At 63.3% G+C, this 24,968-nt stretch carries 25 protein-coding genes; 6 read left to right on the plus strand and 19 right to left on the minus strand.

Going from position 1 to position 24,968, the window contains the following annotated elements:
- Positions 1-91 precede the first annotated feature (91 nt).
- A complete protein-coding gene (locus tag BUS06_RS13130; protein ID WP_074264645.1) occupies positions 92-1,489 on the minus strand; it encodes an undecaprenyl-phosphate glucose phosphotransferase in 1,398 nt (465 codons plus the stop codon).
- A 542-nt stretch (positions 1,490-2,031) separates the two neighbouring features.
- Between BUS06_RS13130 and BUS06_RS13135 the strand changes: the two genes are divergently transcribed.
- A complete protein-coding gene (locus BUS06_RS13135; protein WP_074264646.1) occupies positions 2,032-3,552 on the plus strand; it encodes a mannose-1-phosphate guanylyltransferase/mannose-6-phosphate isomerase in 1,521 nt (506 codons plus the stop codon).
- Between the two features lie 76 nt (positions 3,553-3,628).
- Here the strand turns inward: BUS06_RS13135 and BUS06_RS13140 are convergent, their stop codons facing one another.
- Together BUS06_RS13140 and BUS06_RS13145 are read right to left on the minus strand one after the other, a co-directional pair.
- Positions 3,629-4,948: a transposase gene (locus tag BUS06_RS13140; RefSeq protein WP_074264647.1), complete on the minus strand. Its 1,320-nt coding sequence runs from the start codon at positions 4,946-4,948 to the stop codon at positions 3,629-3,631.
- A gap of 534 nt (positions 4,949-5,482) precedes the next feature.
- On the minus strand, positions 5,483-5,779 hold the full coding sequence (locus tag BUS06_RS13145; protein ID WP_074264648.1) for a YciI-like protein: 297 nt from the start codon (positions 5,777-5,779) through the stop codon (positions 5,483-5,485).
- A gap of 445 nt (positions 5,780-6,224) precedes the next feature.
- On the opposite strand from BUS06_RS13145, the gene BUS06_RS13150 reads away from it, so the two are divergent.
- The 3 genes from BUS06_RS13150 to BUS06_RS13160 all read left to right on the plus strand — a co-directional run bounded on the left by BUS06_RS13150 (position 6,225) and on the right by BUS06_RS13160 (position 8,302).
- Positions 6,225-6,512 carry a PsiF family protein gene (locus BUS06_RS13150; RefSeq protein ID WP_074264649.1) on the plus strand — a complete coding sequence of 96 codons (288 nt, stop codon included), beginning with the start codon at positions 6,225-6,227 and terminating at the stop codon, positions 6,510-6,512.
- A 316-nt stretch (positions 6,513-6,828) separates the two neighbouring features.
- A complete protein-coding gene (locus BUS06_RS13155; protein ID WP_074264650.1) occupies positions 6,829-7,278 on the plus strand; it encodes a hypothetical protein in 450 nt (149 codons plus the stop codon).
- A 436-nt stretch (positions 7,279-7,714) separates the two neighbouring features.
- Positions 7,715-8,302, plus strand: a complete 588-nt coding sequence (locus BUS06_RS13160; RefSeq protein WP_074264651.1) for a BPSL1445 family SYLF domain-containing lipoprotein — start codon at positions 7,715-7,717, stop codon at positions 8,300-8,302.
- Positions 8,303-8,400: 98 nt separating this feature from the next.
- Here the strand turns inward: BUS06_RS13160 and BUS06_RS13165 are convergent, their stop codons facing one another.
- The 10 genes from BUS06_RS13165 to mltG all read right to left on the minus strand — a co-directional run bounded on the left by BUS06_RS13165 (position 8,401) and on the right by mltG (position 18,187).
- On the minus strand, positions 8,401-9,474 hold the full coding sequence (locus BUS06_RS13165) for a glycosyltransferase family 4 protein (RefSeq protein WP_074264652.1): 1,074 nt from the start codon (positions 9,472-9,474) through the stop codon (positions 8,401-8,403).
- A gap of 286 nt (positions 9,475-9,760) precedes the next feature.
- Positions 9,761-10,930, minus strand: coding sequence for an AAA family ATPase (locus tag BUS06_RS13170; RefSeq protein ID WP_074264653.1), 1,170 nt, complete (start codon positions 10,928-10,930; stop codon positions 9,761-9,763).
- A gap of 61 nt (positions 10,931-10,991) precedes the next feature.
- Positions 10,992-12,404, minus strand: a complete 1,413-nt coding sequence (gene otsA / locus BUS06_RS13175) for an alpha,alpha-trehalose-phosphate synthase (UDP-forming) (protein WP_074264654.1) — start codon at positions 12,402-12,404, stop codon at positions 10,992-10,994.
- 205 nt (positions 12,405-12,609) lie between these two features.
- Positions 12,610-12,966 (minus strand): Rap1a/Tai family immunity protein, encoded by a 357-nt coding sequence (locus BUS06_RS13180; protein ID WP_074264655.1) that lies wholly within the window; start codon positions 12,964-12,966, stop codon positions 12,610-12,612.
- Between the two features lie 118 nt (positions 12,967-13,084).
- Positions 13,085-13,768, minus strand: coding sequence for an ankyrin repeat domain-containing protein (locus tag BUS06_RS13185; protein ID WP_254368902.1), 684 nt, complete (start codon positions 13,766-13,768; stop codon positions 13,085-13,087).
- A 124-nt stretch (positions 13,769-13,892) separates the two neighbouring features.
- On the minus strand, positions 13,893-14,684 hold the full coding sequence (locus BUS06_RS13190; RefSeq protein WP_074264657.1) for a TatD family hydrolase: 792 nt from the start codon (positions 14,682-14,684) through the stop codon (positions 13,893-13,895).
- A gap of 49 nt (positions 14,685-14,733) precedes the next feature.
- Positions 14,734-15,240 carry a GNAT family N-acetyltransferase gene (locus BUS06_RS13195; protein ID WP_074264658.1) on the minus strand — a complete coding sequence of 169 codons (507 nt, stop codon included), beginning with the start codon at positions 15,238-15,240 and terminating at the stop codon, positions 14,734-14,736.
- 185 nt (positions 15,241-15,425) lie between these two features.
- Positions 15,426-16,463, minus strand: a complete 1,038-nt coding sequence (locus BUS06_RS13200) for a DNA polymerase III subunit delta' (protein WP_074264659.1) — start codon at positions 16,461-16,463, stop codon at positions 15,426-15,428.
- Positions 16,464-16,556: 93 nt separating this feature from the next.
- Entirely contained in the window at positions 16,557-17,177 is a 621-nt protein-coding gene (tmk, locus tag BUS06_RS13205) for a dTMP kinase (protein WP_074264660.1), read from the minus strand.
- Complete coding sequence (gene mltG, locus BUS06_RS13210; RefSeq protein ID WP_074266080.1) at positions 17,177-18,187, minus strand: endolytic transglycosylase MltG; 1,011 nt, start codon at positions 18,185-18,187, stop codon at positions 17,177-17,179. The genes tmk and mltG overlap by 1 nt, the downstream gene beginning before the upstream one ends.
- Positions 18,188-18,265: 78 nt before the next feature.
- On the opposite strand from mltG, the gene ygfZ reads away from it, so the two are divergent.
- Together ygfZ and BUS06_RS13220 are read left to right on the plus strand one after the other, a co-directional pair.
- Entirely contained in the window at positions 18,266-19,315 is a 1,050-nt protein-coding gene (ygfZ, locus tag BUS06_RS13215; RefSeq protein WP_074264661.1) for a CAF17-like 4Fe-4S cluster assembly/insertion protein YgfZ, read from the plus strand.
- A gap of 138 nt (positions 19,316-19,453) precedes the next feature.
- Complete coding sequence (locus BUS06_RS13220; protein WP_074264662.1) at positions 19,454-20,302, plus strand: NRDE family protein; 849 nt, start codon at positions 19,454-19,456, stop codon at positions 20,300-20,302.
- Positions 20,303-20,338: 36 nt separating this feature from the next.
- Here the strand turns inward: BUS06_RS13220 and BUS06_RS13225 are convergent, their stop codons facing one another.
- The 6 genes from BUS06_RS13225 to BUS06_RS13250 form a co-directional block, all read right to left on the minus strand.
- Entirely contained in the window at positions 20,339-21,307 is a 969-nt protein-coding gene (locus BUS06_RS13225) for an alpha/beta hydrolase (RefSeq protein ID WP_074264663.1), read from the minus strand.
- Positions 21,308-21,311: 4 nt separating this feature from the next.
- Positions 21,312-22,178 carry an SDR family oxidoreductase gene (locus BUS06_RS13230; RefSeq protein ID WP_074264664.1) on the minus strand — a complete coding sequence of 289 codons (867 nt, stop codon included), beginning with the start codon at positions 22,176-22,178 and terminating at the stop codon, positions 21,312-21,314.
- A 70-nt stretch (positions 22,179-22,248) separates the two neighbouring features.
- Positions 22,249-23,247 carry an NADP-dependent oxidoreductase gene (locus tag BUS06_RS13235; RefSeq protein ID WP_074264665.1) on the minus strand — a complete coding sequence of 333 codons (999 nt, stop codon included), beginning with the start codon at positions 23,245-23,247 and terminating at the stop codon, positions 22,249-22,251.
- Positions 23,248-23,335: 88 nt separating this feature from the next.
- On the minus strand, positions 23,336-23,782 hold the full coding sequence (locus BUS06_RS13240) for a PaaI family thioesterase (RefSeq protein WP_074266081.1): 447 nt from the start codon (positions 23,780-23,782) through the stop codon (positions 23,336-23,338).
- Between the two features lie 117 nt (positions 23,783-23,899).
- Positions 23,900-24,202: a Dabb family protein gene (locus BUS06_RS13245; protein WP_074264666.1), complete on the minus strand. Its 303-nt coding sequence runs from the start codon at positions 24,200-24,202 to the stop codon at positions 23,900-23,902.
- A gap of 89 nt (positions 24,203-24,291) precedes the next feature.
- Positions 24,292-24,963, minus strand: coding sequence for an ankyrin repeat domain-containing protein (locus BUS06_RS13250; RefSeq protein ID WP_074264667.1), 672 nt, complete (start codon positions 24,961-24,963; stop codon positions 24,292-24,294).
- Positions 24,964-24,968: the final 5 nt, after the last annotated feature.

Genomic DNA, 24,968 nt, shown 5'->3' on the forward strand with positions numbered 1-24,968 from the left:
GAATTACACCTCGGAGATATGAATGGTTCTGAAACCGGGCTCAGGCTTCTGCCTGCGCCCGCATGTGTCCGGTCCGCGCCAGGTACGTCTCTCAGTACGCGTTGCTGCCCACAAAACCCTTCCACAGCGTCAGCACGACGATCTTGATGTCGAGCCAGAAGGTCCAGTTCTGCATGTAGTACAGGTCGAGCTTCACGCGGCCCATCATCTTTTCGATGCGGTCGGTTTCGCCCCGGTAGCCGTTGATCTGCGCCCATCCGGTGATGCCTGGCTTGATGCGATAGCGGTGCATGTAGCCCTTCACCAGATCCTTGTAGATGTCGTCGTGTTCGAGCGCATGCGGGCGCGGTCCCACCACCGACATCTCGCCGCGCAGCACGTTGATGAACTGCGGCAGCTCGTCGAGGCTCGTGCGGCGCAGGAACGCCCCCACCGCCGTGATGCGCGGATCGCGCCGGGTCGCCTGGGTAATCTTGCCGGCTGTTTCGGCGTGCACTTTCATCGAGCGGAACTTGTAGATCTCGAACTGGTTGCCGTCGATGCCCTTGCGCTTCTGGCGAAAGAACACCGGACCCGGCGACGACAGCTTCACCATCACCGCGATAACCAGCATTAGCGGCGCCAGCGCGGTGAGCGCGCCGAACGCGAACAGCCGGTCGAACACGCGCTTGGGCAGCACCCGCAGATCGGTGATCGGCGAGGCCGCGAGGTTGATCGCCGGCACGCCGAGCAGATCGACCATCGGCTGGCTGAACAGCGTCAGGCTGCGCACGTCCGGAATGAAGCGGATGTTCACGAAGTCGTTGCGCAACTCCATCACGAAGCGGTGAATCGTCTTCTCCTTCGAGATCGGCAAGGCGAGCCACAGTTCCTTGATGGCGCGGCCGCGCACCAGCTGGATCATCGTGGCGAACTCGCGCTCCACCGGCACGCCTTCGATCGCCTGCACCGTGTCCGGATCCTGATACGGATCGATCGTGGCGTCCTCGTCATAGACCACCACGGGGCTAAAGCCCGCCTCCGGGCGAATGCGCATCTGCTCGATCAAAAACTTGCCGTAGGGCGCGCCGCCGACGATCGCCACAGCCTTGTGATTGAAGCCCTCGCGACGCAGCCCCTTCAGAATCGTGTAGACGAGCGCCTTGGTGACGATCAGCAGCACGATCGTGGCGACGGCCCAATACGCGAGCCACAGGCGCGACAGCAGGTCCGAGCGGTGCAGGCTGAAGCTGATCAGCACGCCGGTGATTTCCACCATCACCCAGCCGCCGCAGACGCGAAACAGCAGGTCCATCAGCGGCTTGCCGCGCCACGACTGGTAGATGCCCAGCGCGGGAAAGAACACCACGACGAGCAGGCAGTCGAACGCCAGCGAAACGCTCTGCATGTCGTCCAGCCACAGCCATTTGCCGTTGTGTAGCGCTGCCGCGAGCACGGCGCCGAGCGCGACCATGGCGATGTCGATGATTCTCGATAGGACGCTCAGCATGCGCGGCACCTCAGTTGGTCAGTCAAGTTCCGTCCGTCAGATAAGCGGGCATGCACACCGCGCTTTACAAGCCAATTCAAAAGAGACCTAAGTCAGAATGAGTGAATACCCGTACAGGACTAGATAAGGGGGCATTAAAAATCGCACTGCAAGATCGTAAAAAATCTCAAATTGTATCGGTCAGAAATGCAATATTTTTTCTGCATTATTTAGGTAATTTTTTCTGATTAGGAGCCTGTTTGGCGCCTCGGCGGGGGCACTTCTAGTGTTTATCGGACAGTTTTCGGCAAAGTTTGCACGTCATGACACCTGTCTGTGCTGCCCCTTTTTTAGGCAGCCAGGCCGCCGAAAAAATCCAGAGCGTTTCTTTGCGAATATTTTTTTGATTTTTTGCTGCGCCGCAATAAACCATCCATTATTTCGAGATTTTTTGCGGGTTCTTTTGATTAGTTTTTTGGAACTTCGATTTATCAAGCTTTTATTGGCTATTTACGCCGTGATACAAATCGACGTACTCACCCAGCCCCGAGGAGCACATCACCATGACAGCAACGGTCACGGCATCCGTCGGCGACAGCCGGCAAGGCGCCGCCCCATCCCTGAAGGTCAAGCTGAAGGTTCATCCCGTCATCCTGGCGGGCGGCTCCGGCACCCGCCTGTGGCCCATGTCGCGTGAGCAGTATCCGAAGCAGCTGATCGGCTTGCTGGGCGACGACTCGCTGCTGCAATCGACCACCAGGCGCCTCGACGCGCTCGATGCCGGGCATCCGCTCGCCGATCAGTTGATCGTGGTCGCCAATGAAGAACACCGCTTCACCACCGCCGAGCAGCTGCGCGTGAGCGGCAAGGCAAGCCGGCTGATTCTCGAGCCGGCCGGCCGCGACACCGCGCCGGCGCTAACGGTAGCCGCCCTGTCGATCGCTTCGCAGGACGACGACGGCATCATGGTGGTCATGCCCGCCGACCACGCGGTCACCGATGTCGAAGCGTTTCACGCGGCAGTCGCCGCCGGCGTGCAGCACGCCTACGAAGGCCACATCGTGACGATGGGCATCGTGCCGACACATGCGGAAACCGGCTATGGCTATATCCGTCTGGGCGCACCGCTCGAGCGTGACGGCGCACTCGATGCGCACCGTCTCGACCGCTTCGTCGAAAAGCCGCATCTCGAACTCGCGCAGCGCTACGTCGAATCCAAAGAGTACTGGTGGAATAGCGGCATCTTCATCATGCGCGCCTCGACCTGGCTTGCGGCGATCAAACATTTTCAACCGGGCATTTATGAAGCCTGTGACGCGGCCTTTGCGGGCGGCAAGGCGGACGGCGACTTCTTCCGGCTGCAGCGCGAAGCGTTCAGCGCGTCGCCGTCGAATTCGATCGACTATGCGGTGATGGAACAGCTTGGCGGCGATCCGTCGGTTGCGACCGGCGTGGTTTTGCCGTTGCAGGCCGGCTGGTCGGATGTGGGTTCATGGGATGCGATCTGGCAGATCCTGCCGAAGGACGAAACCGGCAATGTGGGACGCGGCGAGGTGATGTTCGAAGGCTCGACGTCGACCTTCGCACACTCCGAAGGACGCCTGATTGCCTGCGTCGGCACGCAGAACCTCGTGGTTGTCGAGACCGCCGACGCCGTACTGGTCGCCGATAAATCGCGCGTGCAGGACGTGAAGAAGATTGTCGGCCGGATTCGCGCCGAGGGTGGCGCGGTGGCCGCGAATCACCGCAAGGTGCACCGTCCGTGGGGGCACTACGATTCCGTGGACAGCGGCGAGCGCTTCCAGGTGAAGCGCATTGTCGTGAATCCGGGCGCACGTCTGTCGCTGCAAATGCATCATCACCGCGCAGAACACTGGATCGTCGTGCGCGGCACAGCTCTCGTCACCCGTGGTGAAGAGCGCTTTATCGTCTCCGAAAACGAATCAGCTTATATTCCGCTTGGGACGACTCACCGCCTCGAGAATCCCGGCAAGATGCCGCTGGAAATGATCGAGGTGCAGTCCGGCTCCTATCTCGGCGAAGACGACATCGTGCGCTTCGACGACACTTACGGACGCCAGTAACCTTGACGGCGAATCACCAGCTATTGATGCGGATCCTGCGGCGGTTGCTCCTACCGGCCGCGGGCTGCTCTTTGGCTCACCCTGCGTGGGAGATGAGCTCTGAGGACATCGGGAATCGCTCGGACGTGCTGTTGTCGGCCGGCGTTTCGCTAGGGTAGCGGCGCAGCGGTGCGCGCAGTGCGCTGATCGGGCCATGCAAGGGACCGTGCAGCTGGCCATTGATAGGGCCGCTGCTTACTGGACCACCAAGCGAACCGCTTACCGGCCCACCCAAAGAACCGCTCAGATGGTGGCCCTGCGCGTGGATGCCCGGTTGGCCATTCGCCTGGCTGCTAGCCTGACCGTTCATCGCACCACTCGTGTGCCCTGCCTGCCCGCCTGCTTGCGCTGCTGGCAGCGCGTCAGCGCGCAGCCCCGGCGAACTGACAGTGGGCACATTGGGCATCGTACGGGTGGCCGGCAAGGGACGCGAATAACCTGCCGCAGTTGCGACGCTTCCCGCACCTGCGGCAGCGGCCGACGACGCCGCACCTGCCACGTTCGCGACGGTTGCGACATTCGCCGCAGCGCCCACCGTGCGGTACTGCCGGTCGATCCATTGACGCGCCCACTCCAGCGCATACTCCTGCGCGCTATCGGGGTCGGCAAAGCGCGGGCCGACCAGACCGGAGCGCTCGACGCGGCGGCCGTCCAGCTCGATCTCCGCCCACGCGCGATACATGGCGCTCGGCACGCGTTCAGCCGCGACGTAGATCACGTAGCCGCGCCGGTCGACGACCTGCATGCCGCGCGCCGCAAGGCTCATCGGCAACGGACGTTGCGGAGCGTCCAGCGGATGGTCGCAGCGGCGCGGTACGGCGCCCAGTTCCGCTGCCCGGCTTACGGCCGGCTCGGTGCGCACGCCGACATCCGGCGGCACCGTGCCGGACAGCTGGCGCGTCATGTCGGCGAGCGGATCGAGCGAGGGCCAGCCGCGCGTCGCATTGGCAGGCGTCTGCCACGACTCGGGGCTTTTCCACGACACGCCGCGCAGACTGTCGTCGCGCACGCTCACGGTTTCCAGTTGCGGCACGGGGTTCGCTGCAGCAGCCGGCGGCGATGCTTGCGGGACATACACGAAAGTGCGCCCGGTCTGCGACAGCAGCCGGACCATTTCGGCGAGCGTGCCGTTTACCTGCCATTCCTCAAAACGGCGACGGCAAGTCGGACCCGACGGATAGCGGCCTGGCAGTTTCGACCAGGGCTCACCGGTTGTCAGAATCCAGAGGACTGCATTTGCCACGATGCGTGGTTCGGCGCGCGGCCGGCCGCGTCGGTTGAGACGGACCGCCGGCTCATCGGAAACGAGCGCTGCGAGCTGCGCCCATTCGTCATTGCTTAGCTCATCGAAAAACATGCGGTTCTCCACGCAGCCTGGCCAGGCCGCGGCTTTGGACATCTCACGAATTCAGCGTTCACGATCCGTGTAGTGTCCTCGGTTGCACAAATATGTATTTACGTCCCGGCCGATTCGCGAATTTCGCACTGCGTTAGTGCGATTGTTCCCCACCGCGAAGCACAAAACGTGGTCTCACTCGTGCATAGGAGAAATTGTGCAGGAAGCATACCATCACCAGGGTTTCCGTGAATATCCCAAACACAAGTGTTACGGATGGAAACAAACTTGTGCTTTTTGCCGCGTTGATTTTCCAATAGCCGGGGCAGAAATGCCGTCAGTGGCAACAGCACAACCGTCTATCGCGCGGCACATCCACGATGAAAGAACTGCTTTATTTCAGCCAAATGAATACGGAAAAGTTTTACTGTTTTTTTATGGCCTGATAGACGTGTGTATCGGTACCGCAACACGTTGAGGCCGCAACGAGCCGGCTGGCGATCCGCTCCCGTGCCTCTGCGCGGGAGCACATTTGGGACCGCCACGCAGCGTAGATCAGGTGACCGGATTCGCTGCGTGCTCACCCACCACCGTCATCCATCCACGCGCGCGCCAGCGCGTAACGAGCCCTTCCCGCACGTACGGATCGGCGTTTGCAAAGGCTTCGGCAGCAGCCGGCGAATCGCCTTCGAATAGCAGGATGGCGTTGTCAGCCGGCTCGACGAGCGCGCCGCCAAGCTGTAGTTCGCCGCGCGCGACCGCGGCCCGCGCCAGTTTCAGATGCTCGTCGCGCCAGCTTGCGCGGCGTTCGAGATAGTCGTCGCAGAGGTCGTAGATCAACAGGTAATGCATGGATATCCCTCCTGAATTAGCGGATAAATATTTCCGGTTTAGCCAATCACGTCAATATTGCGGCTTTAGAATAACGGCGGAATTTTCTTCCGGATTTCAATTGAAACCGATCGAATCGAGCTTATACCAATGCGGGCGCGCTTCTGTTCACCGGGAAACGTGACAAGCAAATTGAAAGGTATTGTTATCGATCGTCATTCATTCTGCATTCCGAACTATCTGCGCATTTTGCTCATGCCAGGCGTGTCTTGAGTGTCATTGACGGGCGATCGCCGGCGGATGGGCGCCCAGGGAAAACCTGCCCCGCCGCCTGTCAACCAGCCAACATTGCCATCCGTTTTACCTGACAGCTTTGCCATAATAATGACGGCGATGGGCAAACGGATGCCTGTGACGCCCGGTTGTACGACTACCAATAACAGTTTCACTACCGATGGAGTGTCCCATGAAGATCCAGTCCGCGCTCGCAGCCCTCGTCCTCGGCGCCGTGTTGGCGTCGCCCGCTTTCGCTCAAAACAGTCAGCAGTCGAAGATGACCGCCTGCAACCAGCAGGCCGGCGACAAGAAAGGCGACGACCGCAAGGCCTTTATGAAATCGTGCCTGTCGGCGAAACCGGCCGCCGCGCCGATGTCCCAGCAAGACAAGATGAAGGCGTGCAACACACAAGCAGCCGGTAAGAAAGGCGACGATCGCAAGGCCTTCATGTCGACCTGCCTGAGCAACAAGAGCTGAATCCAGGCTCTCCTGGGCGTTGTAGCGGAGGCACGGCGCGGTTAGAACCGCGCCACCTCCGCGACGCCACTGTCCGCAGAGCACGCCGGTCGCGCCACCATCTCGCCGCCATAAAGGCCGCCGCGCCTGTCAGCGCTAGTTGCGCCATCAGCAGCATCCGGCCTCCCGGCCGCTTTCCCGCCTTTCAAAGTCCGTTCGCCCCGATTGCAGCATTTTCTTCTATGATGGCTGCGGAGACGGCCCACCTATAAAACACCATGCGCCATCGGGCCGCCATCTTGTCGTTGATGCCACAGAGCATTGATCGGAGGCAAGAATGGTATGGAGACAGAAAAACCGCTGGTTCAGGCGGTGGCTGGTCGTCATCGTCTTTTGGGCGGTGCCGGTCGCGATCGTCGCGGTGCGCGAGATTCAGGAGGAAATGGCCTACAACGCCGTTGACCTCGACCGCGCCCTGACCACGTGGAATTTCACCGACGCGCAACGCGCCGCCGGTGCCCCCGCCCGCTGTCATGGCGAGCCGGATGAGGCACGCGCGGCAGGTTGCCCGGCAGACGTGCTGAGCGCCAACGCACCCCGTCAGCAGGAGGCCCGTGACGAATACTCCTTGCGCCGTACTACGCTGTTCGCGTATCTCTGGCACGCGTTCGTCGGTTACTGGATCGTGCCGGCCATCACGCTGTTTCTCCTCGGGGCGCTGATCGGCGGCGTTCGCCGCGCGCTACGCCGCCCTCCACCACCCATCAAAAGCACGCAGAATCATTGAAGGGTGCACGTGCACCCGCTCGCTGGCGTCAGGTATCGCGGCGAGTCCGTACGATCGCGCAACACCGTCGGCATTGCGGCGTGCGCGCAACACACCCCTTAACCTTTCATATTTATTTCAATCGTCCTGTGTCGCGCTGAAAATCGGTAAAAAGCGACCTGCCGGGTGCACGAAAGACACCGCTCCGCCGGTGCTGGCGAGCCGCCATCTCAGGCACAAATTCTGCGTCCTTCCGTGCGTACGAAGCCCTTCGAAGGCGGTCCAGTGATCGGTCATAGTTACCCCAATGACTTTTCATATTTGCCGCAAACGCCCGTCCCACAAGGGTTTTCGTCGCAAGCGGGAACGCACCCTTTACTCGTGCGTGTGATATAACTAACCTGGCAGCCCGGTAAAAAAGCGTGGTTGCACCCAGGAACCGTGACGGAGAAAAACGATGCAAAGACGAAACTTCATGCTGAAGACTACCGCTGCGCTAGCTTTCGGAAGCCTTGCACTCGCTGGATGCACCACGTCGTCAGGCACCCCCGACAACGCGGCGACCAACATGTCGAAGCGGCAGTCGATTGACTCCAGCGTCGATGGGACGATGTCGCGCCTCTTCCAGACGGTGCCCGGCTCGCGTGAGCTCGTGTCGAAGGCGCGTGGCGTACTGGTATTCCCGTCGGTGCTGCAAGCCGGCTTTATCGTCGGCGGCCAGTATGGCGAAGGCTCGCTGAAGGTCGGCGGCGGCACGGTCGGCTACTACAGCACGGTCTCGGGCTCGTTCGGCCTGCAGGCCGGCGCGCAGTCGAAGGCCATCATCTTCCTGTTCATGACGCAGGACGCGCTCGACAAATTCCGCAATACCGACGGCTGGTCGGCAGGCGGCGATGCCTCAGTCGCTCTCGTCAAGATGGGCGCGAACGGCGCGATCGACACCACTACGGCCACCGCACCGGTCGAAGTGTTCATCCTCACCAATGCTGGTCTGATGGGCGATGTTTCGATCAACGGCACGAAGGTGTCGCGCCTGCATATCTAGGCGGGCAGGATCCGGGATCGCGCGTCTTGATGCGATCCCAGACAAAAACGGCGATGCTGCAGGCATCGCCGTTTTTATTTGCTAGACGCACGCCGGGATCAACGCGGCGTGGTGGTCGTGTCGATCACCTTGAAGCGTGAACGCTTTTGCGCGCGAATCACCGACTGATACGCCTGGACATACTCCTGCGCCATCCGGTGCGACGTGAAGCGCGCCTCGAAGTGCTCGCGCACGCCGGCACGCGGCACCTTGTGCAGACGGTTCACGGCAGCCACTGCGCCAATCTCGTCCTCGACGATAAAGCCTGTCACGCCGTCGTCCAGTACTTCCGGCACGGCCCCGCGATTGAAGCCGATAACCGGTGTGCCGCAGGCCATCGCCTCGATCATCACGAGACCGAACGGCTCGGGCCAGTCGATCGGGAACAGCAGCGCATGCGCGCCCGACAGAAATTCGGCCTTCTGGTTATCGGCGATCTCGCCGATAAATTCCACATACGGCAGATCCAGCAGCGGTTTGATATCGCGCTCGAAGTATTCGAGGTCAGCACTGTCGACCTTGGCCGCGATCCGGATCGGCAGGCCGCAGCGGCCCGCAATGCGGATCGCCGTGTCGACGCGCTTTTCCGGCGAGATGCGGCCGAGGAAGGCCAGATACTTCTGCTCCACCGGTTGCGGCGTGTAGAGGTTCTCAGGCAGCCCGTGATACACCGTGGTCAGCCATTTGGCCTGCGGCAAGGGGTGACGCTGCGAATTCGATATCGAGATCACCGGTGCGGTGTTGAACGTGTCGAACACGGGCTGCTGCTCGGGCAAATCGAGGCGGCCGTGCAGCGTCGTAACGAACGGTGTGTCCTGGCGTTTGAACACCGAGAACGAGTAATAGTCCATGTGAAAATGGAGCACGTCGAACTGGTCCGCCTGGCGGCGCACCAGTTCCATCAGCAGCATATGTGGCGCGATGCGGTCCCGGATGCCGGGGTCGAGCCGCAGGGCGCGCGGCCACACAGCCTCGAGTTTTGCGGAGGTCACCGAGTCGCCGCTGGCAAACAGCGTCACGTCGTGGCCGAGGTCTACCAGCGCCTCGGTAATGTACGACACGACGCGCTCGGTCCCGCCATATAGCTTGGGCGGCACCGATTCGGTCAAGGGGGCGATCTGAGCAATTCTCATCGTGTCTCTCCGTGAAACTGACGGCCTGGCCACGCTGAGCCCGGACATCCAGCGCAGCAGCCTGCAACGGCCTTGTCAGCGGCGCACGAGTATGCCAGCGCCTATGTCTCCAATCAATGTAATGACCGGCGTTGCGTTTGCTCGCGCCAGTTTGTGTACTTATTGCACCCGCTTATTTCGCCGGCTTATTTCACCGGTTACTGCCGATTATTGCCGATCGCGTACAAAAAAGCCCACAAACCTTTCAATTCCTATGCGCTGTTACAGTCAGGAAACACATCCCGGCTTATCGGGAGGGCCACTTCCACGGCGGCATATCGAGTGCATCCGCTCCGGCAATCCGGGTGGCGCCGAGCTGCTTTTCGAGCACGATCGACTGGCTGCCGTCTTCCCGTTCGAGCGCGGCAATGAGGCGCGCCGCGTGCGACACCACCAGCACCTGCGAATGGCGCGAGGCCCGGGCAATCAGCCGTGCCAATGCCGGCAGCAGATCGGGATGCAGACTCGTCTCCGGTTCGTTCAGCACCAGCAAGGCGGGTGGGCGCGGCGTCAGCAACGCCGCCACCAGCAGCAGATAGCGCAGGGTGCCGTCGGACAACTCGGCGCCCTTGAGCGGACGCAATAGCCCGTGCTGATGCATCGTCACTTCGAAGCGGCCGTCGAGGTTGATCACCGCGATGCTGGCGCCGGGAAAGGCGTCGTCGATAGCGTCGTCAAGCGCGGCGGCGTCGCCGATTTCGCGGATCGTCTGCAGCGCTGCGGCGAGATCCGAGCCGTCGTCGCCAAGCACCGGCGTGTGCGTGCCGATCTGCGGCAGGCGCACGGGCGATTCGCTATCGGTGCGGAAATGGTCGTAGAAGCGCCACGAGCGGATCTGCTCGCGCACCGCGATCATCTCCGGCGCGGTGCGCGGGTCGGAGAACTCCGTCATCATGCTGTCGAAGCTCGCCACCGGCTGCGGGATGGTCTGCCACTCGCCGCTGTCGTCACGGGTGCGCAGCGTCGGGCCGTGGCGGTCCACCAGCATCGCCGAGGGCCGCAGCAGCGGACCGCTCCAGATGCATTCGCGCTTGATGACCGGGTCGAGCGAGAACGCCGTCGTCGTCGGCTTGATGGTCGGCAAACCGAGGTCGATGGCGTAACCGAACTGGTCGCCGGCAAAGCCGAGCCGCAGATTGACCGGATCGTCGCGCCGCACGCCCTGCACCGGTAGCTCGCCGCTCAGCATGGCGCGCGAGAAGCGTTCGGGGCCGGCCCAGAGCGTCGATGGCAAGCCGCCTTCGCGCGCCAGCGAGGCAATCACACCGCCGCGCGCCGTCATCGCCAGTAGCCGCAATGCGCGATACACGCTCGATTTGCCGCTGCCGTTGGGCCCGGTGACAATATTCAACGGACCGAGCGGCGCGATCACTTCCCGCAACGAACGATAGTTGGCAATCGCCAGCGTGGTCAGCATGAAGCCTCCAGCCATACGGCGTTCATCGATGCATCGCTCGCACCACCCCGCGCGCCACCCATCAGGACGACCGCCCCGCGGCACCCGCCCCATGCAGCGGGACGCTGCGCAAGTCGTGCAGGAATGAGTCGCGCCACACACCGAGATCGTTCTTGCGCAGCGCTTCCATATTGATCTCGTGACGCCGTTGACGTGCCTCGAGCGGCATGGACAGCGCACGCTGCAGCGCTTCGCACATCCCCACTGCGTCATGTGGATTCACCAGCAGCGCCCCGCTCAGTTCAGCCGCCGCGCCCGCGAAGACCGACAGCACGAGCACGCCTGGATCGTCGGGGTTCTGCGCCGCCACGTACTCCTTGGCGACCAGGTTCATGCCGTCGTGCAACGGCGTGACGAAGCCGATTTGCGACTCGCGAAACAGCGACATCAGCTTCCAGCGGTCATAACGCTGGTTCAGATAGCGGATCGGCGTGTAGTCGAGGCCCGAATAGCGGCCGTTGATGCGACCTGCTTCGTATTCAAGGTCCTGGCGGATCTGCTGATAAGTGGCGACGTCGGAGCGGGTGGGCGGCGCGATCTGCACCAGCGTGACATTGCCGCGCCACTCCGGCGAGCGTTCCAGCAGATGCTCGAAGGCGCGGAACCGCTCGACGAGGCCTTTCGAATAATCGAGCCGGTCGACGCTCATGATCAGCTTGCGTCCTTCGAGGCTCTGCTTGAGATCGAGTACATGCTGACGGCTCTCGTAGCGCTGCGCCTGCTCGGCAATCTCGTCGGGGAACACGCCGATCCGGTAGACACCCGTGCGCAGGCGGCGTCCAAAGGCTTCCGCGTGACCGTCGGCCGTCACGCTGCCGCGCGCGTGGCGCACAAGGTAGTCGTGAAAGGCGAGCTCGTCGGTGGCAGTCTGGAAACCGAGCAGGTCGTAGCAGCACAGCGACTTCGCCAGCTCTTCATGCGGCGGGATGTTGAGCAGGATCTGCGGCGCGGGAAACGGGATATGCAGGAAGAAGCCGATGCGGTTCGTGATGCCTTCGGAACGCAGCGCTTCGGCGAACGGGATCAGATGGTAGTCGTGGACCCAGATGATGTCGTCGGGCTCGAGCAGCTTGATGAGACGGTGGGCGAGCCACGCGTTGACGCGCCGGTAGCCGGCATATTCCTCGCGCTCGTAGCGCGCCAGATCGTTGCGATAGTGGAAGACCGGCCACAGCGTCGCGTTCGAAAAACCGCGGTAATACTGATCGTAGTCCTTGCGCGTGAGCCCGACGGTAGCGAAGGTCACAGCACCTTCCTGCTCGAGCGTCGGACCAGCGTTGGCGACGGTTTCGCTGACGACGTCGCCGCTCCAGCCGAACCACACGCCCCCCGCGTCTTTCAATGCACCGAATACGCCGACCGCTAGCCCCCCTGCCGATCCTTTGGTTTCCGTCGGGGTTGCCACACGATTCGATACGACGATCAGCCTGCCCATGTCTATTGTCCTCCTGGTTCCGAGGGCCTCGCGCGCTGGCGCGGCGCCCTGGTTCGCGGCTAAGAAATGACAGTTCGACCGGTCGCGAGGACGATCAGTTGCAAGCCCGGTGGGGGCCGGGCCCCATGCAGTGGCCGCAGACAGGGTTCAGGCACACCTCGGACTGGCTTCACGAAGCCGGACCCGGGCGGATTCAGCCGGCGCGTTACTCGCCGCTTCGGCAGGGAAACGCCTTGCCGAGCCCCAGCGAAATTGCGGTGCTGGCGTTATAACCCACCGCGTTTGGATTCTCCGCAATGTACTTGCGCACCGCATCGGTCAGCTGTTGCGAGCGCGCGTCCGGCGGCAGGCAGAAATACTGGCCGACCCTTGGGCCGGTGGTGCCGCCGATCGCGTCGATCGTGTTGAAGACGCCGTCGGCCGCGCCTTCAATATACGCAGCGCACGCGCTACGCGATGCCACATCCGTTTTCTCGCACAGCTTGTTGAGGTCGCCTCCCGTGAATGCGGCTGCCGTTAGCGGTACGGCAAGCGCACTGGCGCAAATCAAAGCCCGCAGCATGGTGATCCTTCCAGGGTGATTATCGAGCGGTCTGATGCCGCATAGAAACGGCGCGCCCCAAAGCGCGCCGTAGCCGTTATTCTGCACTGTTTTTCTGCATGCGAGGCATGCCGGCACGTTACTTCTGTTGCGTTTGCTGCATTCTCGCCGTCAGGCCCTCGACGACATCCGGTTCCTTGTACTGCTTGGCAAAGTCGAGCGCGTTCATGCCAATCTGGTTTTTTACATTCAGGTCGGCGCCGTTGTCGAGCAGCAGCTTCACCGTCGACACATGGCCGCCGCGCGCAGCCATCATCAGCGGCGTGGTGCCGTTCGGCGAGCCGGCATCGACGTAAGCGGAGTGGTCGAGCAGCAGCTTGACGATGTCGTCGTGACCGTTGGCGGCCGCGTAGTGCAACGGCGCCCAGCCCTTCTTGTTGACCTCGGCGTCCTTCGCGATCAGCGTTTGCACGATGTTGATGTCGCCATTGAGCGAGGCCATCATCATGGCGTTTTCGCCGGCCTTGTCCGTGATCTCGATGTTGGTCTTCGGGTTGGCGATCAGTGCCGCGACAACCTTGTCGGACTTCTCGCGGGCAGCCAATACCAGCAGCGGGATACCCTGGTCGTCGGTCAGATTCGGGTCCATGCCGTGCGAAAGCTGCTTGTTGACCTCGCTGACATCGTCGAATTTGACGGCCTTGATCATCGTATCGGCCGGGGCGGCGTGAGCCGGCAAAGCGGCGAGCGCCGCGCAGGCGAAGCCGCCGGCCAGCGCGACGCGCGACACGCGGGCAGCGCCTCGGCGCAGCGACGCGAGCATGCCGGTGCAGTTGGCGTTTACAACGGAGGACGAAGCGTTCTGGGCGTTGGCCTGGGTCAGATATTTATTCATATATAGCTTTAGGAATCGTCCCTATCTTGTTGATAATATTCAATTTCCAGATTCACGCGGCGGCTGCTGCGGGAATCCTGAAGAGCCGGAAGAAGTTTTCGGTCGTTGCGGCGCCCAGCGCCGCATCCGGCATCTCGCGTTGTTGCGCGATGAAGCGTCCGACATAACTTACGTACGCAGGTTCATTCGGCTTGCCACGATAAGGCACCGGAGCGAGGTACGGTGAGTCGGTTTCAATCAGCAAACGCTCGAGCGGCACGCGGCGAGCGACGTCCTGCACCTCCGTCGCGCTCTTGAACGTGACGATGCCCGACAGCGAGATGTAAAAATTCTGCGCCAGCGCCTGCTGGGCGACAGCCCACGGTTCCGTGAAGCAGTGCATCACACCGCCCGGCTCGCCCGCGCGTTCTTCGGCCATGATCCGCAGCGTGTCTTCCGACGACGAGCGTGTGTGGATGATCAGCGGCTTGCCCGTGGCATGCGCAGCGCGGATATGAGTGCGAAAGCGCTCGCGCTGCCATTCCATGTCGGCGATCGTGCGGCCTTCGAGGCGGTAGTAGTCGAGGCCCGTCTCGCCGATCGCCACCACCTTGGGATGTTTGGCCAGCTCGACCAGCTCGGCCACGCTTGGTTCCTGGGCATCCTCATGATCGGGGTGTACGCCGACCGAAGCGAAGACGTTCTCGTACGCCTCGGCAACCGCCAGCACGGACGGCAGGCTTTCGAGGTCGACGGACACGCACAGCGCATGCGTGACCGAGTGGCTGCGCATGTTCTCGATGACCTGCGGGAGACGGTCGCCGAGTCCTTCGAAGTTGATGTGACAGTGCGAATCGACAAACATGGTGGTGTCCTGCGGTGAATCGAATGGGTGTGGGGCCAGCCAGCGTGCATCAGGCAGCGGAATCGATCCGCCGGCCGAGAATCAACAGGTCGCGCTCGATGCCGTCCAGCACCGCGACGCGCGGCAGCGCACCCCACTCGCCAAAGCCGAAGCCGCGGAACAGGCGCAGGCTCGCTTCATTGTGGCCGAAAATGAAGCCCAGCACGGTATGGATGCCGAGCCCCGGCGCGGCCGACAGCGCCTCGGCCAGCAACTGCTTGCCGAGTCCTTTGCCGCGTGCTGCTTCGTCCAGATAGATGCTGACCTCGGCCGTCCGCAGATAGGCCGGGCGGCCGTAAAAATCCGAAAAGCTCAGCCACGCGATGATCCGGTCGCCGTCTTCCACCACCCACAGCGGCCGCTTTTCCGGACCATGGGCATGAAACCAGGCGAGCCGGCTCTCGACACTCACCGGCTCCAGATCCGCGGTGACCAGGCGCGACGGCACGGTCGAGTTGTAAATGGCGACGATGGCGGGCAGATCGTCGAGTGTGGCGTCGCGGTACGAAAGGCTCATGATGGCGGGTGTGTCGGGTGGTGGTTCTGAAAAAAGTCAGGTATGGACAGGTGCAATCGGGGCGTAGGCGGCCGCGAACCACGTGTCATTGCGCTACGCCGCGGCCAGGGCCGCGTACGGCCCGCCTCGCCGCTCGCCTGCCGACGTGTCAGCGAGCCATCGACTAGCGGAAGCGGCCAGCTGCCTCAGGCGAACAGATCGCGGTAGCCGATAAACAGTTCCTCGAAGACCAGCCGCGCGTTCAGCGGATGATTTTCCACCGCGCGCTGACGCGTCACGGTCTTGATAAAGCGGGCGAACGCCGTGGCATCCGTCTGCGCGGCGCAGCGGTCCAATGCCGCCGCAGCCTGCGGGAAGTAACGCGGTGCCCCAGCGGTCCGCTGAGCCAGCAGGTCATACAGCCAACGCTGCAGCCAGCCGAGCACGAGCGGCACCGGCAGCTTTTGCAGCGCCTCGGCGCACGCGAACGCATCGCACTGCGGGCCGGCAGCGAGCTGTTTGAGGGTCCAGTCGCGCAAGGTCCGGTTCTCGTCGCTCGCCAGCGCCAGCGCGGTGAGCGGCGCGCCGCCCGCCTCGGCGAGCAGCGCCGGCGCGTCGGCCACGCCCTGCGCGGCGAGCCACGGCGTCGCGATCTCCGGCGCGGGCGCGGTCATCGGCCACTGGCGGCAGCGGCTGATGATGGTCGGCAGCAGACGGTCGATGCGCGCCGACACCATCAGAAACACCACGCCCGCCGGCGGCTCTTCGAGCGTTTTCAGGAGCGCGTTGGCGGCGGCCACGTTGAGCGCCTCGGCCGGCGCCAGCACGACGACGCGCGCCCCGCCGCGATGCGAACCCACGCCAGTGAAATCGAGCAGTGCGCGCACCTGTTCGATCTTGATTTCCTTGCTCGGCGCGCGGGTCTTTTTGGCGTCGTCGGCGTCGGCTTTGTCAGCTTTTTCATCAGCGGCCGCGCTGGCGAGACCGGCTTCGGCGGCTAACGCCTCGGGCACGACGATCCGGTAGTCCGGATGGTTGCCCTGCACGAACCAGTTGCACGCGGCGCACGTTCCGCACGGCTCGCCGTTCGGAAGCTGGGCCTCGCACAACAGCCCTTGCGCCAGATGCTGCGCAAAGCGCAGCTTGCCGATCCCGGCTTGCCCATGGAGCAGCAACGCATGTGGCCAATGCCCGCGTAGCTGTTGCAGACGGTTCCAGTCATCGGCTTGCCACGGATAAATCATTGTTTCTCTTTAAATTCAATCGGTTGTCGTTGTTTTATCAGGTGAAACACGAGCTTTCGGGTCATTATAACGCTGATTAATATTTGTTAAAAATCAAAGCGTTGTAATCAGCTCTTCAAGTCGTTTCTGAATCTGCGGAATGCTCTGCGTGGAGTCAATGATAGCGAACCGGTACGGCGCTTCTTCGGCCCGGCGCAGATATTCGGCGCGCGTACGGGTGAAAAACGCGTCCGATTCGCTTTCGAAGCGATCCGGCTCGCGCGCCGAGCTGCGGCGCTCGCTGGCAGTGTCCGGCGACACGTCGAACAGCAGCGTCAGGTCCGGCTGAAAGCCGCCCTGCACCCAGCGCTCCAGGGCTTCGAGCTTGTCGCGTGGCAGGCCGCGGCCACCGCCCTGATAGGCGAACGTGGCGTCGCTGAAGCGGTCGGACAGCACCCAGTCGCCGCGCGCGAGCGCCGGCTCGATGACCTGCGCCAGATGTTCGCGGCGCGCGGCGAACATCAGCAGCGCCTCGGTTTCGAGGTCCATCGTCTGGTGCAGCAGAATCTCGCGCAGCGACTCGCCGAGCGCCGTGCCGCCCGGTTCGCGGGTCATGACGACGCTCCGGCCGCTCGCCGCAATGTGCGCTTCGAGGCGCTCGCGAAACCACGCGAGATGGGTGGTCTTGCCCGCCCCGTCAATGCCTTCGAATGTGATGAATTTGCCCCGCGCCATCATTGCCCTCGAATATATTTGTCGACGGCCTTGTTGTGATCGCCGAGTGTGTCAGAAAAAATGCTGCTGCCGTCGCCGCGCGACACGAAGTACAGCGCCGTGCTCTGCGCCGGGTTCAGCGCCGCCTGCAGCGACGCGACGCCCGGCAGCGAAATGGGCGTTGGCGGTAGGCCCATGCGCGTGTACGTGTTGTAGGGCGTGTCGGCCAGCAGGTCGTGCTTGTGCAGATGGCCCGTGTAGCCGTCACCCATCCCGTAGATCACCGTCGGATCGGTCTGCAGCGGCATGCCCACACGCAGCCGGTTCGCGAACACCGCCGCGACCATGGGCCGGTCGGAGGGCTTGCCGGTTTCCTTCTCGATGATGGATGCCATCGTCAGTGCATCATACGGCGTCTTGTACGGCAGCCCTGGTGAACGTGCCATCCAGGCTTCGTCGAGGCGCTCGCGCATCAGATGATAGGCGCGCCGGTACACGTCGAGGTCGCTGGTGTTCTTGTCGAACAGGTAGGTGTCGGGGAAAAACAACCCTTCGCCGTTGCCGATTGCGGCTTCCGGTGCGCCGATCGCGCTCAGCAGATCGGCATCGCTCATGCCGGCGGTGTCGTGCTTGAGGGCCGGATTGGCGTCCAGTTCGGCACGCATGCGCTTGAAGGTCCAGCCTTCGATGATCGTCGCGACGTATTCGTTGACGTCGCCGCGGGCAAGCTTCTGCAGCACTTCGTAGGGCGTCACGCCGCTCTTGAACTCGTAGTTGCCCGATTTGAGCTGGGTCTGCAGCCCGAGCACGCGCGTCATGACGACGAACAGTTCCGGCTCGACCGGCACGCCGCCGCGGTTCAGCTGCAGCGTGACGCTGCGCAGACTGCTATGCGGTTTGACGGTGACGTCGAGTTGCGGCGGTGTCAGGTTGATCGGGCTGTTGGCCCAGTGATATACGCCAGCAACACCGGCGGCAGCCAGCGCAACGACAATCGTGCCGGCAACGAGACATTTCTTCAGGAGGGGCATGCGGAACATGGCTTGGTTGAAGTCCATATAATACTTGCTTGCCTTAGCCAAAGTCAGAATTGACTGTTCCCCGAATCCATGAATGCACCGCTCGCTTCTGCCCCCGGCACCGCCGCTGCCGCACCGGCCGCACTGCCCCCGCTGCCGCGCCCCTCGCGTGAGGAATTCGACGCTGTCGGCGCGCACGGCGCTTATATGCTGCTCACGCAGTTCGGCGTGATCGATGCGACCGGCGACGACGCGGCCAGCTTCCTCCACGGTCAGCTGACCAACGATACCCAGCATCTGGACGCGGCCAATGCACGTCTGGCGGGCTACTGTTCGGCCAAGGGGCGTCTGCTGGCGTCGTTTCTGAACTGGCGTAGCGGCGAGACGATCCGCCTGCTGGTGTCGAAGGACATTCAGGCCGCCGTGCAGAAGCGTCTGTCGATGTTCGTGCTGCGCGCGAAAGCGAAGCTTTCGGATGCGAGCGGCGAGCTGGCTGTAGTGGGCCTCGCGGGCGACGTGCGCAAGGTGTTGTCGGGCGTATTCGATGCGCTGCCCGATGGCGTGCATGTGAAAGTGGACGGGCCCGCCGGCTCGCTGATCCGCGTGCCGGATGCGCTCGGGAAGCTGCGTTACCTGTGGGTCGGGCCGAAAGCCGAGGTTGAAGCACGTTTGCCGCTCTTCGACGGCAAGCTCACGCGTGCTTCGGCGGCGGTATGGGACTGGCTCGATATTCGCGCCGGCGAGCCGCGGATCACCCAGCCGGTGGTCGAGCAGTTCGTGCCGCAAATGGTCAATTTCGATGTGCTCGGCGGCGTGAATTTCCGCAAGGGTTGCTATCCGGGGCAGGAAGTCGTGGCGCGCAGCCAGTATCGAGGGACGATCAAACGACGCACGTCGCTGGCCAATGTGGCCGGTGAACTGGCGACGGTTGCGCCGGGTATGGAACTGTTCCACTCGGCGGATCCGGGCCAGCCTTGCGGCATGGTGGTGAATGCCGCTTCGGCGCCGGATGGCAGTGTGGACGTGCTGGTCGAGGTCAAGCTCGCGGCGCTCGAGTCGGGGTCGGTTCACCTTGGCGCGGCTGATGGGCCGGCGCTGACTTTCCTGGCACTGCCGTATACGTTGCCGACTGAGGTTTGATACGGTGTTAGGGTTGGAAACAAAGCCTCCCAACGAAGAACTCCTCGCCCGCCTGCGCGCCTTCCGCGGCACGCTGCCGACCGATTTCAGGTTTGACCGCAACGATGCGAATGCCCGTGGCGCGGGAGACTGCCCCCGATGTGCCTGATCGTCTTCGACTGGCGGCCCGATGCGGCCGAGGGTCCGCTTTTCACACTCGCCGCCAATCGCGACGAATTCTTGCGCCGCACCGCCGATCCGATGCACTGGTGGACCGAAGCGCCGAACCTTCTGGCCGGGCGCGACCTGGTGGGCGGCGGCACATGGCTTGGCATGACGCGCGACGGCCGTTTTGCAGCGCTGACGAATTACCGCGCGCCCCATGAAATGCGCGCCGATGCGCCCACACGCGGCACGCTGGTCAGCCACTGGCTGCTGGGCGAGCCATCCGCCGAACTCACGCCGCTCGATTACCTGCAGCGGGTCGCGCAGGACGGTGAGATCTACAACGGCTTTAACCTGCTGGTCGGCGACTGGTCGCGGCGCGAACTTGGCTGGTACTGCAACCGCTCGGCCATGCCGCCGGCGTTGCTCGAAGCCGGCACGCACGGCATCTCGAATGCCGTGCTCGATACACCGTGGCCCAAGCTTGTGCGAAAGCGCGCCGAGCTGGGCGCGCTGGTCGCGGCGGACCCGCTCGTGCCGCTCGAAGGGCTAATCGAACTGATGCGCGACACCCGCCTCGCCCGCGACGACCAGTTGCCCTCCACCGGCATCCCGCTCGAACGGGAGCGGGTGCTGTCGGCAGCGTTTATCGAATCGCCGGATTACGGCACGCGCGGTACGACGGCCTTGCGGGTCGTGGCGAACGGCATCCACGGTACGCATGACACGCATGGCAAACATCTGAGTGCGGCGGTCGTCGAACGCAGCGACGACAACGGCTCGCACCGCGTGGTGCGCCCAGGTGACTTCGAGCGTCGCTTCGCGTTCAATATCGAACGCTGAGGCACGCCACCGCCGGGAAGACTTCGCTTGACGCGCTTAGTCCAGCTCAATACCAAACGCCGAACGCAAGGCAGCGACCGCATCGGCATGAGCCCGCGCGACGTCCGGCACAAAACCGCCCATCTTGAAGAACTCGTGGATCATGCCTGCGTAGCGCATGAGCGTGACCTCGTTGCCTGCTGCGCGCAGCTTTTCCGCGTAGGCGATGCCTTCGTCGCTGAGCGGATCGTACTCGGCCGTCGCAATCCACGCGGGCGCTACACCTTCGAATCGGGGCGCATCGCGTGTGCCGTCGAGCGGCGCGAAGCGCCAGTCGTCGCGATCGCCCGGGTCGCGCACGTATTGCTCGAAAAACCACTGGATCGTCGCAGCCGACAACAGAAAACCATCCGCGAGCCGCGCATGCGAGGCGGTCTGCTGATATCCCGTCGTGCCTGGATAGATCAGCATCTGCAGCACCGGCTTCGGCAATCCGGCGTCCCGCGCCAGCACCGCGCAGACGGTAGCAAGCGTGCCGCCGGCACTATCGCCGCCAAGCGCAATACGCGCCGGGTCGACGCCATAGAGACTCGCATTGGCATGAAGCCAGCTCAACGCATCGAACGCGTCGTCCACTGCAGTGGGGAATTTATGTTCCGGCGCAAGCCGGTAATCGACCGAGAGCACCACGCATTGCGCGTCGCGCGCGAACATCCGGCACAGGGCGTCGTGCGTATCGACGCTGCCTACGGTAAAGCCACCGCCGTGGTAGTAGACGAGCGCCGGTGACGGCTGCGCCCAGCTCGGTTCGGCCGGCTGGTAGAGCCGTGCGCGGATCGTCGCGCCGTCGCGCATCGGCACCGCCAGATCTTCGACGGCGAACATCCGCGCGGACGGGATCTCCAGAATCGGCGCGCTTTTCTCGTAAGAGGCGCGCGCCTGTTGCGCGGTAACTTCGTGGTACGGCGGGCGCTTCGCCCGCGCAATCAACTCGAGCACCTGCTCGATCTTCGGATTCAGCGGCATCGACTCACTGTCCCTTGACCTCTGGTTTGAGCGATAGCGGGTCAGTCGGATTGCGCAACTGTTCGATGTCCTCATGACGCAGGTGGACAGTCGGCAGGATCGCCGCGTGCGTGATGATGTAGAAGCGCCCTGCGTCGATCGCCTCGAACGTCATCTCGGCGACGTCCTTCGCGCTCAGCTTGCCCGACTGCACCGCCCGCTGCAACTGCTTGCCGGCGGCGAGTTGCGAGCGTGTCGGTCCCGTGTCGTTGCGCAGGGTCTCAGGACGGGCGCGCTCCGCATCGGCGATACCGGTCGGCACGAAGGCCGGGCACAGCAGCGAGCAACTCACCTGGCCGCCCGCGTTCTGCAGATCGTTGTAGAGCGTCTCCGTCAACGAGACGACTGCGTGCTTGGACGCGTTGTAGACGCCCATCGCCGGTGGCGACAGGAGCCCGGCAACGGACGCCGTATTGACGATATGCGCCGGTTCGTTCTGCCGCAGCATGATCGGCGTGAAGACGCGCACGCCGTGCGCGACGCCCATCACGTTGACGCCGAATACCCACTCCCAGTCGCGCGCGGTGCTTTCCCACACGAAACCGCCGACGCCCACGCCTGCATTGTTGAACAGCAGATGCACCTTGCCGAACGCGTCGAGCGCCGCGAGCGCCAGTGCTTCGACCTGGGTGGCGTCCGAAACATCGGTCGGCACGCCGATCGCGTCGGCACCGGCCGCGCGCAGATCATCCACGGTTCGCGCGAGCGCGGCGCCGTCGACATCGGCTAGCACCAGCTTCATGCCCAGGGCCGCGCCCTTCTCCGCAAAGGCGCGCCCGAAACCGCTCGCCGCGCCGGTGATCACGGCCACTTTGCCGTCGAACTGGAACATCGGGTGTCTCCGCTAGTTGCCTGTCAAAATTCAAACGAGGTCCAATGGGGCCTAGCCCGGTCAACTCGACTCAGATCAGCTTGACGAGCTGCTTGCCGAAGTTCTTGCCTTTGAGCAGACCGATAAACGCCTCGGGCGCACTCTCGAGGCCCTGCGCGATGCTCTCGCGGTAATGCAGCTTCTTCTGCGCGACGAGCGTGCCGAGTTGCGCGAGCGCTTCGGGCCACACGTCCAGCTGCTCGGTGACGATGAAGCCTTGCACCAGCAGACGCTGCCTGACGATCAGCGCCGGATGCTTGAGCGGCGCCGGCTCGCCATCGTAGCCGGCGATCATCCCGCAAAACGCGATCCGGCCGAACGCATTCATGCAAGCGAGCGTCGCATCGAGCACCGCGCCACCGACGTTCTCGAAGTAGCCGTGGACACCGTCCGGCGTCGCAGCTTTCAGGTCCTGATAAAGATTGCCGGCCTTGTAGTCGACGCAGGCATCGAAGCCGAGCGTCTCGACTACATAGCGGCACTTGTCCGCCCCACCGGCGATGCCGACAGCGCGTGCCCCCGCCAGCTTCGCCAGTTGCCCGACCACACCGCCGACCGCCCCGCTCGCCGCACTGACCACCACCGTCTGCCCGGACCGGGGCTGGATGATGCGGTTCAGACCGTACCAGGCCGTGACACCGGGCATGCCCACAGCACCCAGGTAAGCAGCGAGCGGGACATGCGTGTCGTCCACCTTGCGCACGCCGGTACCATCGGAGGTGCCGAATTCCTGCCAGCCAAGCGTCGCGACCACCTTGTCGCCCACCGCGAACTCCGGATGTCTGGACTCAACGACTTCGCCCACGGTCCCGCCCACCATCACCTCGTTGAGCGGCTGCGGCGCCGCGTACGACTTGGCGTCGTTCATACGGCCGCGCATATACGGGTCGAGCGACAGATAGTGATTGCGCACGCGGAACAGGCCTTCCGCGAGCGGGTCCAGCGTCGTTTCGACGAGCCTGAAATTGTCGGCCGTAGCGGCGCCTTGTGGACGCGACGCGAGCACGAATTGACGGTTGATCTGGGGCATGTCGATCGTCTCCTTGATTGTCTGGATGTAGCGTGAATCTGCGGGTACGCAAAGCGGAACGTGCGTAGCGGCACGTCCCGCCACGCGTTCAACCGTCGCTAGGACCGGGTTTGGCAGACGGGTCGCTGCGCAGACGCTGATGCGTTACTTCGCGGCCCACGGCAAGGCGGCGCATGTACTTGAAAGTACCGAGCGCTTTCGCGACGAAATGGCCTTCGCTATCACGGATTTCGCCTTCGCAATAGGCCATTGTGGTCGAACGATGCAGCACGCGTGCGGTGGCGCGCAATTCGCCGCGCCCCGGCTGCATGAAGTTGACTTTCATCTCCACCGTGACGACGCCCACGCCGTCGCCCGCGAGACTGCGGGCGGCCATTGCCAGCGCGACATCCGCTAGCGTCATCGTCACGCCGCCGTGCGCGACGGCCCAGGTGTTCATGTGATCGGGCGCGAGCGGCAGGACGACTTCGCTCGCGCCGTCCGCAGCGCTGACGAGTTGCACGCCGAGATGGTCGACAAAGGGGCTTTCGAGCACGGGCAGCGCGTTGGGGGCGACGGTTGCAGCGGGTGCGGATGCATCGCGACCCTCGCCCGGATCGCCGGCCCCCGGTTGGCCGGCCCCCGCTTTCTGCGAATCAGTCATTGCCGCGGCTCAGACTTCGTAGTCGACACATTCGCGCGATTCGCGCACTGCGCCGACGAAGCTCTTGAGCGCTTCGTGAGTCGGGTGAACCTGGTAAGCGTCGAGCGATGCCTTGTCGGCGAAGTCGGAGACCAGCACGACGTCGTAGGTGGAGTCGAGGCCTGCTCCGGCCAGACCCACTTCCAGATGCAGGATGCCAGGCACGATGTTGCGGCAACCTTCCAGCTTTTCCTTCAGCTTGACGGCATTCTCCGCGCGCGAAGCGCCCTCTGCCGATTCCTTCAACTTCCACATCACAATATGTCGAATCATGGTTTCCGTAGCGTTCCACGCTATTCCAGTAAATGGGTCGGGTCATTATACGCAATGGCTTTTCAACTGTTTCTTCGTCCTCGCATGCCCTAGCCCGCGGAAAGCAGACGGGCAACCTGATCCGATCTGGTCTGCACTGCGATATCTTGCGCCGTCATTCCGCGATTGTCCTTTAACGTCCGATCCGCACCGCGAGCAATCAGCAGCCGGGCGGTGTCCGCGCGATCGTATCCCGCGGCCCACATCAGCGCGGTGAGGTCATTCCTGTAGGTGCGATTCACGTCGACCCCGGCATCGAGCAACCGGCTCACCACCTTAGTTTGTCCCTGGCCGGCCGCGTACTCCATGGCGGTCTTGCCAATGCGATCCGTGGCGGAAAGATCCGCACCATGCCCGAGCAGCAGCGCAACGATCTCGTCAAAACCGCCATACGCTGCGGCCATCAATGGTGTGACGCCCGGCGCATCCATGTGCTGGACGTTCGCGCCGTGATCGATCAGCATGCGCGCCATCGCCACATCGCCTTTTTTGCACGCAGTGATCAATGCGGTGTCGCCGATGCGGTTCATGGCATCCACGGCCGCCCCGTTCTGAAGCGCCGCGAGAACCGACGCCTGGTCGCCGTCCTTCGCGGCGGCCAGCAGTTGCCGGTTGGTTTCTCCGACGCCGTCGCCTTGCGCATGCACGGGCAAGTACACGCCGAATGCCCCGGCCAGCAGCAGAACCACAGTCGCGATATATCGGATGACGGTCTTTTTCATGGTAT

It is taken from the genome of Paraburkholderia phenazinium (genome assembly GCF_900141745.1).
Lineage (GTDB): Bacteria > Pseudomonadota > Gammaproteobacteria > Burkholderiales > Burkholderiaceae > Paraburkholderia > Paraburkholderia phenazinium_B.

Excerpts from the sequence above, each read along its gene's own strand:
- BUS06_RS13195 (WP_074264658.1), bottom strand. The coding sequence starts at position 15,240 with ATGAGCCTTTCGTACCGCGACGCCACACTCGACGATCTGCCCGCCATC.
- BUS06_RS13160 (WP_074264651.1), top strand. The coding sequence starts at position 7,715 with ATGCAAAGACGAAACTTCATGCTGAAGACTACCGCTGCGCTAGCTTTC.
- ygfZ (WP_074264661.1), top strand. The coding sequence starts at position 18,266 with ATGAATGCACCGCTCGCTTCTGCCCCCGGCACCGCCGCTGCCGCACCG.
- tmk (WP_074264660.1), bottom strand. The coding sequence starts at position 17,177 with ATGGCGCGGGGCAAATTCATCACATTCGAAGGCATTGACGGGGCGGGC.
- BUS06_RS13135 (WP_074264646.1), top strand. The coding sequence starts at position 2,032 with ATGACAGCAACGGTCACGGCATCCGTCGGCGACAGCCGGCAAGGCGCC.
- BUS06_RS13170 (WP_074264653.1), bottom strand. The coding sequence starts at position 10,930 with ATGCTGACCACGCTGGCGATTGCCAACTATCGTTCGTTGCGGGAAGTG.
- BUS06_RS13165 (WP_074264652.1), bottom strand. The coding sequence starts at position 9,474 with ATGAGAATTGCTCAGATCGCCCCCTTGACCGAATCGGTGCCGCCCAAG.
- BUS06_RS13220 (WP_074264662.1), top strand. The coding sequence starts at position 19,454 with ATGTGCCTGATCGTCTTCGACTGGCGGCCCGATGCGGCCGAGGGTCCG.
- BUS06_RS13190 (WP_074264657.1), bottom strand. The coding sequence starts at position 14,684 with ATGTTTGTCGATTCGCACTGTCACATCAACTTCGAAGGACTCGGCGAC.
- BUS06_RS13140 (WP_074264647.1), bottom strand. The coding sequence starts at position 4,948 with ATGTTTTTCGATGAGCTAAGCAATGACGAATGGGCGCAGCTCGCAGCG.
- BUS06_RS13185 (WP_254368902.1), bottom strand. The coding sequence starts at position 13,768 with ATGCTCGCGTCGCTGCGCCGAGGCGCTGCCCGCGTGTCGCGCGTCGCG.
- BUS06_RS13230 (WP_074264664.1), bottom strand. The coding sequence starts at position 22,178 with ATGTTCCAGTTCGACGGCAAAGTGGCCGTGATCACCGGCGCGGCGAGC.
- BUS06_RS13235 (WP_074264665.1), bottom strand. The coding sequence starts at position 23,247 with ATGCCCCAGATCAACCGTCAATTCGTGCTCGCGTCGCGTCCACAAGGC.
- BUS06_RS13245 (WP_074264666.1), bottom strand. The coding sequence starts at position 24,202 with ATGATTCGACATATTGTGATGTGGAAGTTGAAGGAATCGGCAGAGGGC.
- BUS06_RS13145 (WP_074264648.1), bottom strand. The coding sequence starts at position 5,779 with ATGCATTACCTGTTGATCTACGACCTCTGCGACGACTATCTCGAACGC.
- BUS06_RS13130 (WP_074264645.1), bottom strand. The coding sequence starts at position 1,489 with ATGCTGAGCGTCCTATCGAGAATCATCGACATCGCCATGGTCGCGCTC.
- BUS06_RS13225 (WP_074264663.1), bottom strand. The coding sequence starts at position 21,307 with ATGCCGCTGAATCCGAAGATCGAGCAGGTGCTCGAGTTGATTGCGCGG.
- BUS06_RS13150 (WP_074264649.1), top strand. The coding sequence starts at position 6,225 with ATGAAGATCCAGTCCGCGCTCGCAGCCCTCGTCCTCGGCGCCGTGTTG.
- BUS06_RS13180 (WP_074264655.1), bottom strand. The coding sequence starts at position 12,966 with ATGCTGCGGGCTTTGATTTGCGCCAGTGCGCTTGCCGTACCGCTAACG.
- BUS06_RS13155 (WP_074264650.1), top strand. The coding sequence starts at position 6,829 with ATGGTATGGAGACAGAAAAACCGCTGGTTCAGGCGGTGGCTGGTCGTC.
- otsA (WP_074264654.1), bottom strand. The coding sequence starts at position 12,404 with ATGGGCAGGCTGATCGTCGTATCGAATCGTGTGGCAACCCCGACGGAA.
- mltG (WP_074266080.1), bottom strand. The coding sequence starts at position 18,187 with ATGCCCCTCCTGAAGAAATGTCTCGTTGCCGGCACGATTGTCGTTGCG.
- BUS06_RS13250 (WP_074264667.1), bottom strand. The coding sequence starts at position 24,963 with ATGAAAAAGACCGTCATCCGATATATCGCGACTGTGGTTCTGCTGCTG.
- BUS06_RS13200 (WP_074264659.1), bottom strand. The coding sequence starts at position 16,463 with ATGATTTATCCGTGGCAAGCCGATGACTGGAACCGTCTGCAACAGCTA.